The 15,596-nt window shown below is 35.5% G+C and carries 12 protein-coding genes; 11 read left to right on the forward strand and 1 reads right to left on the reverse strand.

Translation table 11 applies throughout. The features are described from left to right. Positions 1-290: 290 nt before the first annotated feature. A complete protein-coding gene (locus NST60_RS16895) occupies positions 291-1,112 on the reverse strand; it encodes an STAS domain-containing protein (protein WP_341099530.1) in 822 nt (273 codons plus the stop codon). 246 nt (positions 1,113-1,358) lie between these two features. On the opposite strand from NST60_RS16895, the gene NST60_RS16900 reads away from it, so the two are divergent. The 11 genes from NST60_RS16900 (at position 1,359) to NST60_RS16950 (ending at position 15,572) form a co-directional block, all read left to right on the forward strand. After that, positions 1,359-1,997 carry a YesL family protein gene (locus NST60_RS16900; RefSeq protein ID WP_341099532.1) on the forward strand — a complete coding sequence of 213 codons (639 nt, stop codon included), beginning with the start codon at positions 1,359-1,361 and terminating at the stop codon, positions 1,995-1,997. Positions 1,998-2,016: 19 nt separating this feature from the next. Next, a complete protein-coding gene (locus tag NST60_RS16905; protein WP_341099533.1) occupies positions 2,017-3,768 on the forward strand; it encodes a cache domain-containing sensor histidine kinase in 1,752 nt (583 codons plus the stop codon). A 4-nt stretch (positions 3,769-3,772) separates the two neighbouring features. After that, the gene (locus NST60_RS16910; protein WP_341099534.1) at positions 3,773-5,314 is read left to right on the forward strand and encodes a response regulator; all 1,542 of its coding nucleotides are present in this window, start codon (positions 3,773-3,775) and stop codon (positions 5,312-5,314) included. A 177-nt stretch (positions 5,315-5,491) separates the two neighbouring features. Continuing rightward, complete coding sequence (locus NST60_RS16915; protein ID WP_341099535.1) at positions 5,492-6,787, forward strand: ABC transporter substrate-binding protein; 1,296 nt, start codon at positions 5,492-5,494, stop codon at positions 6,785-6,787. Between the two features lie 243 nt (positions 6,788-7,030). Beyond that, complete coding sequence (locus NST60_RS16920; protein ID WP_212117311.1) at positions 7,031-7,930, forward strand: carbohydrate ABC transporter permease; 900 nt, start codon at positions 7,031-7,033, stop codon at positions 7,928-7,930. 5 nt (positions 7,931-7,935) lie between these two features. Then, complete coding sequence (locus NST60_RS16925) at positions 7,936-8,841, forward strand: carbohydrate ABC transporter permease (protein ID WP_341099537.1); 906 nt, start codon at positions 7,936-7,938, stop codon at positions 8,839-8,841. Positions 8,842-8,884: 43 nt separating this feature from the next. Beyond that, complete coding sequence (gene bglB, locus NST60_RS16930) at positions 8,885-9,988, forward strand: beta-galactosidase BglB (protein WP_341099538.1); 1,104 nt, start codon at positions 8,885-8,887, stop codon at positions 9,986-9,988. A 32-nt stretch (positions 9,989-10,020) separates the two neighbouring features. Then, complete coding sequence (locus NST60_RS16935; RefSeq protein WP_341099539.1) at positions 10,021-12,006, forward strand: beta-galactosidase; 1,986 nt, start codon at positions 10,021-10,023, stop codon at positions 12,004-12,006. A gap of 455 nt (positions 12,007-12,461) precedes the next feature. After that, positions 12,462-13,757 carry an ABC transporter substrate-binding protein gene (locus NST60_RS16940; RefSeq protein WP_341099541.1) on the forward strand — a complete coding sequence of 432 codons (1,296 nt, stop codon included), beginning with the start codon at positions 12,462-12,464 and terminating at the stop codon, positions 13,755-13,757. A 66-nt stretch (positions 13,758-13,823) separates the two neighbouring features. Beyond that, positions 13,824-14,726, forward strand: a complete 903-nt coding sequence (locus NST60_RS16945; RefSeq protein WP_341099543.1) for a carbohydrate ABC transporter permease — start codon at positions 13,824-13,826, stop codon at positions 14,724-14,726. A 3-nt stretch (positions 14,727-14,729) separates the two neighbouring features. Further along, positions 14,730-15,572 carry a carbohydrate ABC transporter permease gene (locus NST60_RS16950; RefSeq protein WP_341099544.1) on the forward strand — a complete coding sequence of 281 codons (843 nt, stop codon included), beginning with the start codon at positions 14,730-14,732 and terminating at the stop codon, positions 15,570-15,572. Positions 15,573-15,596: the final 24 nt, after the last annotated feature.

The raw sequence follows: 15,596 nt of genomic DNA on the forward strand, positions 1-15,596 counted from the left end.
AAATAAAGTTAGAGAATATTCTTTAACGTTTCAGACTGTAGACAAACTCCTGAATTTTAGATATAGAGGTTTGTCTATAGTATATTTATTAGTCTTTTTGAATAGGGATGTTGCTTTTCGCTCCAGGGGTTCGCTTTCCGTGGGGCTCGCGCTGATCCGCTTCGGCCTTTGGCCTGCAGGGTCTCAGGCTGTCTCGCTAATCCCACAGGAGTCTCACCCCTTCCACTCCAAGCAACGCATGAAAATTCAATATAAGCTTCTAAAAATCTTTTTGTCGACAAACTCTAACGTTAGAGAATATTCTTTAACGTTTCTTGAAGTGTTCCTCTTGTTTCAGCATTTTTTTCAAAACTGATGCCGGCATGAACCATCTTTTTTACCAACTCCGGTCTCAGTCCAGTAATGATCGCACTGCACCCCATCATCGAAATGCCTGCTAGAACTTTTTCAAAATAATCAATTACATCCATTTCCATCATAGCAGTACCAGAAAGATCTATTACTAATGTCTGGATTCTGGATTCTGCTATATCATTTAGTACTTTTTCCTCAATTACTTTAATTCTGTACGAATCGATCGAGCCGATTAATGGTAAAACCGAAACAGAGTGCTTTATAGGAATGATTGGGACGGATAAATGTTCAACCATTTCTCTTTGTTTATGTATCATTTCATCTTTATAATGGGAATAACTAAGGAAAAAATTATTTAAAAACTGGTCTATCTTTTCATTAAATAATTTTTCCATACTGTAATAATCTTCACGATTATGCAGTATATTCTTTTCTTCATCAATGATGCTAATAAAATGCCATAAAGTCCTCCTAATCGCTTGAACCCATTCAAGCTTCAACTCTAGAGTTAAAGAGTGTTTTGCCCATGCAATTCCTTCTACTTTCGCAAAAGAAACTAGATCTTCCTCTTGTTGATCTACTGTGTAAAAAATTAATTTTTTGGCGTTTTTTAATAAATCAATATTTCCTTTAGTTAATATGTCTGTAATTTTGGTGGAAACGTTTGTTGCTTCCGTAAGTAATTTTTGGTTAAATATTTTTTCATTATCATTAATGAAATGCTTTAATTCTTCCTTTATATACATTATTATATTCATTTCCGTTGCTCCCATAGATAAAATTAAGGTAGAAAAACACTAATTTACACAAATAATAGATTTTAATATCAGCTATTTACCCTATTAATAACATGATTAAACCTAAAAAGATTGAATTTTGGAGTAAAATTTCCTCTGCATCTATAGATAAATCTTCCTTTTCTTTACATAACACTAATTATTTTATGTAAAGGCTTTCAACTATGGTGTACAATAAATAAAAAAAGTAATAAGGGAGATGGGAGATTGGTACACATTTTATCAAATGGCGTCTATAAGTTTTGCGAATGGGTAACGCGACTGGCTTATGTAAATATACTATGGCTCTGCTTTACTGTTTTAGGCTTAGGTTTATTCGGATGGATGCCAGCAAGTATGGCAATGTTCGCTGTGACAAAAAAATGGGTGAATGGGGAAACCGATATCCGTATTTTTCCTGTCTTTTGGAATAGCTATAAGCAAGGTTGGTGGAAAGGCAATATTCTTGGAATAATTATTGCCATTACCTTCTTTTTATTTTATCTGGATTTTCGGATTATCGGAACGTTTGAAGGAAATACAACACTTTTGCTTTTTGTTATGCTTGGCTTGTTTCTGTCCGTTAGTACTACTTTTTTTTATCTTCTACCTGTCTTCGTTTATTACGATCTTAGGTTATTAGAGTATATAAAATATGCATTTATTATCGGGTTTTTACGTCCGTTTCATACAGTAGGAATCTTCATCGCTGTTTTAGGTGTAACTTTAATTGCTTCACTTCATATTACGCTCCTTCTATTCTTTAGTATTAGTTCTCTTGCATTTGTCATCACATGGATTGCCAATAAAGCTTTTGTCAGCATTGATCATCGCCTGCGTAAGGTAAATCAGCAAAGGCTCGTTTAATTCAAAGAGGAGTTTTCATATGAAAAACTGGATTTCTTCTGCAATGAATAAGTATAGGCAGTTAAAAATAAAAAATAAGCTCATTCTAACTATTTTATTAATCATGATTGCTTCTCTGTCATTTTTATTAATCGGATTCCAATATGCCTTTCATGTTTATGATCAGCTATATTATCAAAAAACAACCGAAGTTTTACATATGTCTACCAATCAATTAGAAAAAGAATTAAAAAATATCGAAGAAATCTCTTATTCTTTAATGACAGATAATAAAATTCAGAAAAATTTAGTTGAGGTTAAGGAGAACGCCAATCCCTATCAACGATATCAGTTGGAAAATGAACTTTGGGATTTACTAACGGAGTATGTAGGATCTTCTAAATATATTCATTCCATTCATTTATTTGATGTAAATGGAGATGAATATCGGGCTGGTGGGTATACATTCCCTATTATTTCCGAGCAGAAAAATGAATGGATCGCAATTGGCGAAAGGAGTAATGGGGCGAATCAATGGATAACAGAGACCAATAGTAATAAAATCTTTGCTATTCGAAAAATAAGAAGACATCAAAATTTAAGCTTGGAAACTTTAGGGTCACTGCTTATTCAAGTTAATTTAGATAAAATAGTGGAAGATAGCGCATCAACAAATAATAAAATGACTAGTAATATGATGATTAGCAGTGGAAACAATCAATTTTTTTATAATGGGTTATTTCATGAGATAGAAAAAATTCCGTATCTTCCGAATACGAAGGTTGGCTACCAAATACAGACATTAGACGGAGAGAAATACTTTATAACCCATACAACTTCCTCCTACGTTGATTGGGTTTATTGGAACATTGTTTCCTTTGATACGATTATTTCGAAAGTGAAAACAACAAAATATGTTATGATAGCAATCTTCCTTTTACTAAACTTAGTTGTGCTATTCATGGCAATTCTTTTTTCTAGTAAATTAACAAAGCCAATTGAGCAGCTTGTGTTTGCGATGAAAAATGTGCAGAAAGGAGATTTATCGATCAATAATACACTACAACCTGTTGAATCAAAGGATGAAGTCGGCATTCTCACGGATCATTTTATTCTGATGATTGACCGAATTAATACGTTAATTAAAGAAAATTACGAAAAACAGTTATTAATCAAGGATACTGAGTTTAAGGCTTTGCAGGCACAGATTAACCCTCATTTTTTGTACAATACGCTAGAATCGATTAACTGGCAGGCAAAAATGAATCAGCAAACAGATATATCAAGCATGGTTGAATCTTTGGGCTATTTATTGCGAAATGCAATTAGTGTTAAAAATGACGTAGTATTGCTCGAAGAAGAGCTGTTTATCGTTTCCCATTATATAAGAATCCAAAAATATCGATATGGCGATCGCTTGATTTTTCACGAAACTATCTCTCCTGAGACAAAGAAATGCTATATTCCTAAATTGATGATTCAGCCTCTCGTCGAAAATGCGATCCATTATGCGCTTGAAATGATGATAGAGCCATGTGAAATAAAGGTTTCTGGCTATCTTCAAGAAAGTAATTTGCATATTACCGTTGAAGATGATGGACCTGGGATGGAGGAGGAACTATTAGCAAAGGTTAGAAAACAAGAGGTAAAAACGAGAGGGACTGGAATCGGGCTTTATAATATTGATTCACGGATTAAGCTTTTATATGGTGAGGAATTTGGTTTAACAATCAAAAGTAAATCTGGAATGGGAACCCAAGTTCATTTAATCATTCCAAATAGATGGCGGTGATAACATGTATAAGGTTTTTCTAGTGGATGATGAAAGAATCATTTTAGAGGGTATTTCAAGGATTATTGACTGGGAAAAGCTGCATACCATGTTGGTAGGGAAGGCAACCAATGGCATAGAAGCATATCAATTAATTGTTGATTCACAGCCTGATATTGTTATTAGTGATATAAAAATGCCTGGTATGAATGGAATGGAGTTAGTTTCGAAAATAAAAGAAGAATATCCCCATATCCATTTTATTCTTTTATCTGGGTTCGCCGAATTTCATTATGCCCAAAAAGGGATGGAATATGGAGTTAAACACTATTTATTAAAGCCTTGTAATGAAAACCAAATTATCGAAGCTATTCAACAGATAATTAGCGAAATTCGTATGAAAGAGAAAAAAGAACATTACTTGATCCAGATGAAAAAGAAAATGGAAACTGTGCAGCCCTTTGTGAAAAAGCAATTATTGACAGAGCTAGTTACTAGCAAAAAATCAGAAAAGAAGGTTTTGGCCTATTATGAACGGATCTTTCATACCAAATTGGAAGATAAGCAGATTTGTGTTGTCCTGTTTCATTTAGAGGGAGACTTTAACTATGAACACTTATTTATGTTGGAGAATGTAGGGAATGATATCTTTGAATCTCCTATTCTTTCTTCCAACATTGGAGAACATATTTTGTTTATTGTCGATGCAAAGAGCGGTCAAGATGAACTGCAAGAAAGACTGGAGCAAATTCGAAAAAACTTTTCTTTAGTATATGAGATGGATATGACGGTCGCAGTAAGCAGGATAGGATCTATAACCCTCACAAGAAAGCTTTACCAAGAAGCGCTTGAATGTCTAAGTCATCGTTTCTATTTAGGAGAGGGAAGCATTATTACCAAGAAGGATATACAGCAAGAACAGGAGATAGATAGTCTAGACTTTGGAGATTTACCATTATTTTTAGAAATCAAGTCAGGTAATTGGGCCAAAGCGGAGGAAGAAATGAACGAAATATTCGAACAGATTTCAGCCAAACGAGATCCTATTCACTTAACAAGAACTCACATCATTCAACTTTTTCTTTCAATCATCCAAGTATGCTGTGCTAAAAGCCTTTCTGACTATATGGGGAAAATATCTTTTTTATTAGAAGCGAAGAGCATTCAGGCGATGAAAGAGTTTCTGCTTCATCATACAAAAGAAATTACCTTTACATACTATGATAAGCACAAATCTTCGCAGTCGCATGTAATCGAGCAAATAAAAGAATTAATTAATAAGGAATTAAGTAATCCGGCGCTTTCCTTAAAATGGGTTGCTACACAAGTTTATATGAATGCAGATTATCTAGGGAAATTATTTAAGCAAGAAACAGGTGGGAAATTTTCGACTTATGTAACGAGAATGAGAGTGAATAAAGCATTGGAAGAGATTGAGAAGACGGGTGAAATTAAAATATTTACCCTTGCGGAAATGAGTGGATTCGGCGATAATCCTCAATACTTTAGCCAAGTATTTAAAAAGCATACGGGCTATACGCCTTCCGAATACAAAAATGTACGCTAGATTAAAAAATCCTAATTACTCTGGGAAAGAAGTGATTAGGATTTTTTAGCGATGTTTTAAAAAGAATATCTCTGTTTTTTGAACAGGATATCTCTATTTTTTAAATTCCATCAAGTGGGAATAACACGTAAAATTTAAATGAAAGCACTTACAATAAAGAAGGAAGAGGGGGATTGGATGAGGAAGATTCTCATTTTAGCCTTGAGTCTGTTTGTGGTAACGGCATTTAGTGGTTGTAGTGCATCTAGTAGTAATGAATCAGGCGGAGAAAATGGCAGTGAAAAGATTACGATTCGATTTGCATGGTGGGGTGGGCAGCCTCGTCATGATTACACGACAAAAGTTATTGAAATGTATGAAAAAGAAAATCTTAATGTAAACATCGAGCCCGAATTTGCTAACTGGGACGACTATTGGAAAAAGCTAGCTCCACAAGCTGCAGCAAACCAATTACCAGATGTGATTCAAATGGATATGGCCTATTTATCGCAATATGGAGAAAAGGGTCAATTGGAAGATTTAACACCTTATCTGGATAATGGAACGATTGATACTAGTTCTATCCCAGAAAATAATATTTCAGGTGGAAAAATAAAAGATAGCCTTTATGGATTGCCAGCTGGTGTGAATGTATTGTCGGTTATTTCTAATGATCGATTAGTAAAAGAAGCTGGGATTGAGATGGATAGTCAAACATGGACATGGGACGACTATGAAAAAATAGCCTTACAGTTACAAGAAAAACTAGGGGTTTACGGATCAAATGGGATGCATCCCCCAGATGTATTTTTCCCGTACTATTTAAGAACACAAGGTGAGCGCTTTTATAATCAAGATGGTACAGGACTAGCTTATACAGATGATCAATTTTTTATCGATTACTTCGAGAGACAATTGCGATTAATTGATGCCGATGCATCCCCAACTCCAGATGAACAAGCACAAATAAAAGGAATGGAAGATGATTTCATTGTAAAAGGTGCTACTGGGTTTACTTGGAATTATTCCAATCAATACTTAGCATTTTCTCAACTAACAGATGATTCTCTTACGATTAACTTTCCACCAGAACAAGAAACGGAAAGTGCCTTATTCTTAAAGCCAAGTATGTTATTCTCTATTCCAAAAAGTTCAAAGGTGAAAGAAGAGGCAGCTAAGTTTATCGACTACTTTGTAAATAATATCGAAGCCAATAAGATTATTAAGGGAGAAAGAGGAGTTCCAGTTTCTACAGAAGTATCTGATGCAATTAAACCAGAATTAAGCGAATCAGAAACAAAAATTGTCGAGTACGTAGAGTCTGCCACACAGCATGCAAGTCAAGCTGATCCACCAGATCCGATTGGGAGTGCAGAAGTAATGAAAGCACTAAAAGACGTTTCCGATCAAATCTTATTTAAACAAATTAAGCCAGAAGAAGGCGCGAAGAAATTTAGAGAACAAGCAAACGGAATTTTAGGAAGAAATAAATAGGGAGTTACACAACGTTTTCTTTCCGATAATTGGCTTTATTAATAAAGTTAAGAGAGACGACTGCTCGTTAAAAAAAAAACAGTTTTCTTTCTGTTCTATATAATTTTAGAACCCATTTTCATCAGAGGGAGATTTCAATCATATTGACTGAGTTATGAAAAATTCACAAAAATAAATGCACGAAAAGTTCAACTTTGAATGATTCGTGCTCTATTTCTGATAGAGAAAGGAGTTGTTTTAGAAATGAAGTCACGTGCTTTAAAAGATAATTTATCTGGCTATGCTTTTATATCGCCATTCATTATCGGCTTTACTGCATTCACCGTTGTGCCGATGCTTATTTCCTTGTATTTATCTTTCACTAATTATGATTTATTTACAACACCAACATGGATAGGGCTTGCCAATTATAAAGAAATGCTCTTTGGAGATGAAAAGTTTTGGAAGTCGTTAAGTGTGACATTTTACTATGTGCTTGCAGGTGTTCCCCTTCGCTTAATGTTTGCGTTATTTGTGGCAATGCTTTTAAACCAAAATAGGAAAGGAATTGGGATTTATCGAGTTCTTTTTTACTTGCCGTCGATTATCGGAGGTAGTGTAGCAGTTGCTATTATGTGGCGTAATATTTTTGGCAACGAAGGAGTAATCAATGCATTATTGTTCTTTATGGGAATTGATAAGAAAATCCTTTGGTATCAAGATCCGACAAGCGCGTTATGGACATTGATATTGCTTGCTGTATGGCAGTTCGGTTCTTCCATGCTTATATTTCTTGCAGGATTAAAAAATATTCCGCCAACCTATTATGAAGCCGCAAGTGTAGATGGAGCAAGTGCTGTACATAAATTTTTCAAAATTACGCTCCCGTTATTAAGCCCAATTATTTTCTTTAATTTAGTCATGCAAACAATATCTGCATTTATGACTTTTACACCAGCCTATATTATTTCCAAAGGGGAAGGTGGTCCTCTTGATGGAACGTTACTGTACCCACTTTATTTATTCCAAAAAGCATTTAATTTTTTTCAAATGGGATATGCATCTGCTATGGCGTGGGTCATGTTAATTATTGTTGGGCTTACAACACTGATCTTATTTAAGACATCATCCTTATGGGTTTATTACGAGTCGAAGGAGGATTGATAGACATGGAGACATATAAACAACCGACAAATAATGTTATCGAGCCAAACATCAAGCCAACGATAGAAAAGAAACGCACAAAAATAAAGCCCCAAAAAATACTTTTTCATGTAATTACTAGTATTATCGCCATAATAATGCTCTATCCTGTTATATGGTTAATCATGAGTTCTTTTAAAGAAAGTTCATCTATTTTTGTGACTGCTCATTCCCTTATTCCTGATAAATTTATTTGGACCAATTATGCAGATGGATGGAAGGGAATTGCCGGGCAATCCTTTGGAACGTTTATTAAAAACTCATTGACTATTGTAGGGCTCTCTACTATTGGGGCAGTAGCGTCCTCGGCTCTAATTGCTTATGGATTTGCGAGAATTCAATTTAAGGGAAAAAGCTTTTGGTTTGCTTGTATGATGGTGACCATGATGCTTCCACATGAAGTATTAATGATTCCTCAATATATCATCTTTGCTAAAATCGGCTGGATTAATAGTTTTAAGCCAATCATTGTCCCTCAATTTTTTGGGCATGCCTTTTTCATCTTTTTAATCGTCCAGTTTATTCGAACGATACCAGTAGAACTAGATGAAGCAGCTAGAATAGATGGGTGTGGCCGTTTTAGTATCTTCTTTCGTATCATTTTACCTTTAATAACACCAGCACTAGCTACTTCTGCTATCTTCTCTTTTTATTGGAAATGGGAAGATTTAATCAATCCAGTCTTATATTTAAATAAGGCTGAATTATATCCAGTTTCCCTAGCTTTAAAATTATTTTTAGATACAGAATCCGCATCAAATTGGGGAGCAATGTTTGCAATGTCTGTTGTTTCGTTAGTACCTGTTATTCTGATCTTCTTTTTATTTCAAAAATATATTGTGGAAGGGATCAGTACAAGTGGTTTGAAATAGTTGAAGTTCTTCGTCCAAATATTTTCTTTATGGAGGGAAAGAGATGGTTGATACTAAGCAAATTTTGGATAAACAACATGTCATTGTTTCGATTGAAAGACTAATGGAGAATCTCGCAAGTATTAAGGACCAAACAGGAGAATACTTGCTCCATTTTGACGGAGTTGTTGTCGATGATAAAAGCTGGGAAGTATGGAATTGGCCCCAAGGTGTAGGCTTATATGGAATCTATAACTATTGGAAAATATCGAATGATCAAAAGGCAAAGCAAATAATGACAGAATGGTATAAACGCAGATTAACAGAAGGGGTTCCCCCTAAAAATGTAAACACGATGGCGCCCCTGCTTACATTAGCTTACTTGTATGAAGATACGAAAGATCAAACATATTTGCCTTATTTAGAGGCTTGGGCTGACTGGGTATTATACGAAATGCCAAGGACAAAAGAAGATGGGTTGCAGCACATGACCTATGGACCTGAAAATAAGAATCAACTATGGGATGACACGTTAATGATGACGGTCTTGCCTCTAGCGAAAATTGGAAAACTTCTTAATAATCAAGCGTATATCGAAGAAGCGAAAAAGCAGTTCCTTATCCATATAAAATATCTTTCTGACCGGAAAACAGGCTTATGGTTCCATGGCTGGACATTTGAAGGGGATCATCATTTTGCCGAAGCATTATGGGCAAGAGGTAATTGCTGGATTACCATTGCTATTCCTGAAATAATCGACATGCTTGAGCTGCCACAGGGAGATTTCTTTCGTGCGTATTTATTGGAAACGCTTGCTAGACAAATAGAGTCATTGAAAGAATATCAACATGAAACGGGTATGTGGCATACATTAATAAACGATCGTACTTCTTATTTAGAAGCATCAGCAACAGCCGGCTTTGCATATGGGATATTAAAGTCCATCCACAAAAGGTATATTGGAGCAGAATATAAAGAGGTTGCTCTAAAAGCAGTGCATGCAATTATGAACGAAATAAATGAACAAGGAGCACTGCAAAAAGTTTCTGTAGGCACAGGTATGGGAGATACATTGGATTTTTATCGCAATATTCCAATGACAACGATGCCGTATGGACAATCATTAGCGATTTTATGTTTATCGGAATTTTTATATAGTTATTGCTAGCATAGCGTAATCGTAAAAAGGAGGAGACAGACTTGCAAAAGCTATATCATGGCGCAGCTTTTTATCCTGAATTATGGGAAAGGGAGGTTGTGGAAGAAGACATTCGGCATATGCAAAAAATCGGCATAAATGTAGTTCGGATAGGAGAATTTATTTGGTCCTATATCGAACCACGTGAAGGAGAAATCGATATTTCTTTTTTAATCAATGTTATTAAGAGATTAAAGGAACATGGAATCGATACAGTTATGTGCACACCGACAGCAACTCCGCCGATTTGGATGTCTTATCAACATCCAGAACGAATGCATGTAGATAATGAAGGAACAGTTATGAGTCATGGAGCAAGACAGCATTTTTGTACAAATAATGGTTATTTTCGAGAGAAAGCAGCGATCATAACAGAGGCTCTTGCAAAAGGGTTAGGGAAATTGCCTGGTGTCATTGGCTGGCAGCTAGATAATGAATTTAAATGTCATGTCGGCGAGTGTTATTGTGAGACGTGTAAAGTTGAATGGCATAACTTTCTAGAACAAAAATATCAAACTATTGACCAGTTAAATACTGCATGGGGCACGCAAATATGGAGCCAGTATTATCAAAGTTTTGAGCAAATTCCGCAGCCTAGTTCTACACCATTCTTGCATAATGCCTCCTTGTTAACAATGTATAAAATATTCACACATGAGAAAATAGCGGAGTTTGCTAAAGAACAAGCCACTATTATTCGTTCCTACTCAGACATACCAATTACACATAATGCGACAGTCTTTTTTGATTTAGATCAAGCATTGCTATTCGAAAATCTTGATTTTGCCTCTTTTGATACATATGCAGTACAGGAAAATGTAAGCTCCTATATGATGTTATGTGATTTATACAGAAATATAAAGAAAGATAGCCCCTTTTGGCTGATGGAAACAAGTACTTCTTTTAGTGCATCTCTTGAAAGATATGCCAGTCCTCATCCAGATGGCTATTTACAAGCAGAAGCAGTATATGCCTATGCGGCAGGAGCTGAAGGCTTTTGCTACTGGCTTTGGCGACAGCAGCGCACTGGCTGTGAGATTGCGCATGGTTCTGTTATTAGTGCCTGGGGAAAACCGACGATTGGATATAAAAATGTATTAGAAGTGGAAAGAATTCGCCAAGAACTGGAACCGCTGCTGCTTCATACAGAACCGCTACAAGCAGAAGTTGCAATTTGTTATTCTGATCGGGCAAAAGCTTATTTTCAGACAGAAGCCTTTAATGGGGTTCAATATAAACAAATTTTAACAGACTTTTATGAACGGTTTATTTCATTAGGAATTCATAGAGACTTGATAATGGAACAAGCAGATTTAGACGGATATAAATTATTATGTACGCCTTTCATCCCTTATCTTTCCTCTGAATATATACAAAGAACAATAGCATTTGTAGAAAAAGGAGGAATATGGATTGTTGGACCGCTAACTGGAGGGCGTACTAAAGATCATACGATTCAAACGGACTATGCGCTTGGTGAACTAGAGAAGCTAGCAGGTGTTCAAGCTTTATTTACGAATCCGTTAGATGGGACGAATACTTATGGTGAAGCGTTTGGCATAACGGCTGATTTAGGCCTATGGAGTACGATCTTTGATGTAGAGAAAGGGGAGAATATAGGGATAATCAAGGATGGCGTAGGTGCTGGAAATGCTTTTATAAAAGAGATGAAAAGAGGAAAAGGAAAGATTGTGTTCCTTGGTAGTTTGCCTCTTGGTTCACAGGGAGAAAAAATGGTAGAAGCATTGATCCATCATTACGCAAAGGAAGCGGCAGTTAAGATGGAAATAAAAACTACGGATGGCACGGCAATCATTCCTAGAATTGGGAAGGATGCATCCTATTGGGTTGTTGTGAATATGGATGGAAAAACTGGAGAGGTAACACTTCCGAAAAAGAGTGTGGACTGGAAAAGTAATCAAATACTAGAAAGTGGAAAATATGAAATTCCGCCATATGACTATAGAGTAATAAAGTACCATTTTTAGCTTTAAAAGTCTTCTAATAGACTGCAGAAAATACAGGTATATTAGGAGGCTTTTTTGAATTTGGTTAGAACACGCTATTTTTTTACTTATTTTAAGGTAGTACAAAGTTACCAATTTATTAAAATAAGGCAATAAAGGAAATAGAATAGACTTTAAATGGTGGTTGCTATTTGAAGATAGATATTTTATAATCAAAATTAACAACGTTGTTATTTTTCTATTCTTTTTTTTGTTCACTATTGAAATCGCTTTATAATTTCCTGTTTAACCCCGTACGATCGAGTCTATTCATCTAAGTTATAACATTATTGAACTATATATAGGGAGTAAATTCAGTTGAAATGAAACCGTTTACTAACTGGGTGTTCCTTAATTATCTAGGTATCTATTGTTTCATCTTTTTCCTTAAGGAAATGGAATGTTTTCTATTTTTTGTAAAAGAGGGGGAAATTATCATGAAAAAAAGTTTTACTTGGATTTTATTAATCATGTCTGTATTGCTCGTTTTTACAGGATGCTCGAATCAATCTAGCTCTTCTAGTAAATCTGGTGATTCCGATGGTGACCAAATTGTTCTTCGTTTCACCTGGTGGGGTGGTCAAGAAAGATCGCAAAAGACACAAGAAGTTATTGAGTTATATGAAAAATTGCATCCAGAGGTTAAAATTGTTCCTGAATTTTCTGGCCTTGAAGGCTACTTTGAAAAGTTAGATACACAGTTAGCTTCCGGTAATGCTCCTGATATCATACAATTTGGCGGGAATTTAAATGACTATGTACACAAAGGAGTAGTTCTACCACTAGATGAATACATAGGGAAGGAACTAGATTTAAGCAAACACCCCGAAAACATGATTAAGGCTGCTACTTATGAGGATAAATTTTATGGAGTTGTTCTTGGTGTGAATGCTGGTGGTTTATTGATAAATAAAACAGCATTTGACGAAGCGAATGTTCCAATCCCAGCTGATGATTGGACATGGGAAGATTTAGAGAAAACTGCAAAGCAGATTACAACTACATTAGACAAAAAGTACGGTGTCTTGGACTTTGATGAAGATGGTTTCGGTATGTTTTTGGCACAAAGAGGTAAGGTTGCCTATGACAATGGTAAAGTCGGATTTGAAGAACATGATTCGAAAGAATGGTTCCAGTTATGGCAAGATATGAGAGAGAGTGGAGCAGCAGCGCCTGCTGAATTACAAACACAAAATCAAGATGATCCTGCACAGTCGTTAATTGTTAGAGGAGATGTTGCGATGCAATTTGTGTTCTCTAACCAGTATTCTGCTTATAACAGTGCAACACCAGATGAGCTGACATTCCATATTCCTCCATATGATGCCGAAACAGGTAAAAATGGAGTGACCCTATTACCGAGCCAATTTTTAGCTGGAAATGCAAATACAAAGCATCCGAAAGAAGTTGCTGAGTTCCTTGATTTCTTCGTTAATAACATCGAAGCAGGGGAAGTTTTAGGAATGGATAGAGGAATTCCAGTTAATTCTGAGGTTCGTGAACAAGTAAGCGCATCTGCTGCAGAAGAAGATAAAGTTGTCTTAGATTATATTGATCTTGTCACAAAAACGTCAGATGCGGAATATACACCACTTTATCCAGGATATGTGGAGGAACAAAAGCTTTATAAGCAAACAGTTGAAACCATCGCATTTGAAAAGGATTCTGTCGATAATGCTTCTGAAAGATATTTTAAAGAATTAAATAAGATAATCGAGAGACATTCGAAGTAACGGTAGGGGAAAGAAGATCGGTAAATTACCGATCTTCTTGAACTAGATTAATAGAGGGGGATAGGGATGTCATTACGAGCGAAAACGAAAAATAGTCTGATTGCATACGGTTTTTTAACACCTTGGCTCATTGGTTTTTTTGGTTTGGTATTAGGCCCCATGATTGCGTCATTGTATTTATCTTTTACCCATTATAATCTGTTAAATGCACCAGAATGGATTGGTTTAGAAAACTATAAAAATATGTTTTTTGATGATGATAATTTTTGGGATTCTGTACACGTAACAGCTAAATTTGTTGTGTTATCTGTCCCGACCCAATTACTTTCTGCTCTATTGGTAGCACTTTTACTGAAAAAGGGTTTAAAGGGAATTGGTATTTATCGAACTATTTACTATTTGCCTTCTTTATTAGGTGGAAGTGTTGCAATTGCGATTCTTTGGCGTAATATGTTCGATTCAAATGGTTTAGTAAATACTTTTTTATCTCTCTTTGGTATACAAGGAAAGGCTTGGATTTCCCATCCAGATTATGCCTTATACACTTTGGTCATTCTATCCATTTGGCAGTTTGGTGCTTCTATGATTATTTTCCTTGCTGGCTTAAAGCAAATACCAGAAAACTTATATGAAGCGGCAGAAATAGACGGGGCTAATAAATTCCAGTCTTTTATCCATATTACGATGCCAATGCTATCACCAGTTATCTTCTTCAACCTCGTTATGGAAGTCATTAAGTCACTGCAAGCCTTCACGTCTGCTTATATTATTAGCGGAGGAACTGGCGGACCGATTAATTCTACTTTATTTTATACGCTTTACCTTTATCAAAACGGCTTCTCCTTTTTCAATATGGGCTATGCTGCTGCAATGGCGTGGATACTTGTACTTGTATTGGCGATCATTACGGGAATCTTATTTATCACCTCTAGATATTGGGTGTATTACGAAGATGCAGGGGGGAAATAGCAGATGATTGTAAAGAGAAGAATAAAAAGAGCTTTTATATATCTAGTTGTTAGTTTCATCGGAATTCTAATGCTATATCCAGTCTTATGGCTGCTTTCCAGCTCGTTAAAGCCAGAAGCACTTATCTTTAGCCAACAAGGACTATGGCCAAGAGAATTTACACTTGAAAATTATGCAAAAGGCTGGTATGTCATCAAAGATTTAAGCTTTGGTACATTCTTTAAAAATTCCTTATTTTTAAGCAGCATAAACGTGATCGCAAACCTTATCTCCTGTTCCATGGTAGCTTATGCATTTGCCCGGCTGCAATTTCCACTTAAAAAATTATGGTTTGTTTGTATGCTTACAACTTTAATGCTACCAGTGCATGTTACCTTGGTACCACAATATGCTATCTTCCATTATCTTGATTGGATTGATACATTTTTACCGTTAACAGTTCCTAAATTTTTTGCAACAGAAGCCTTTTTTATCTTTTTAATGGTGCAGTTTATCCGTGGAATTCCAAGAGATTTGGATGAAAGTGCAATTATGGATGGATGTGGAATATTCCGTATTTACTTGCGAATCATACTTCCGCTTGCAACACCAGTTCTTATTACTACTGCAATTTTCTCTTTTATATGGACATGGGATGATTTCTTTAGTCAAATGCTTTACTTAAATACAACATCGAATTATACGGTGACATTAGGACTTAAACTTTTCTTAGATTCACAAGGGCAATCTGCTTGGGGACCGATGTTTGCGATGTCCATTCTTTCTATTTTACCAATTACCATTATTTTCTTTATCTTTCAAAAATATATTGTGGAAGGTATTGCGACTACTGGTATAAAAGGATAAGTTGGACTCCCTACAATTTTTAAA

It is taken from the genome of Niallia sp. FSL W8-1348 (genome assembly GCF_038006745.1).
In the GTDB taxonomy this organism is placed as follows: Bacteria; Bacillota; Bacilli; order Bacillales; family Cytobacillaceae; genus Niallia; species Niallia alba.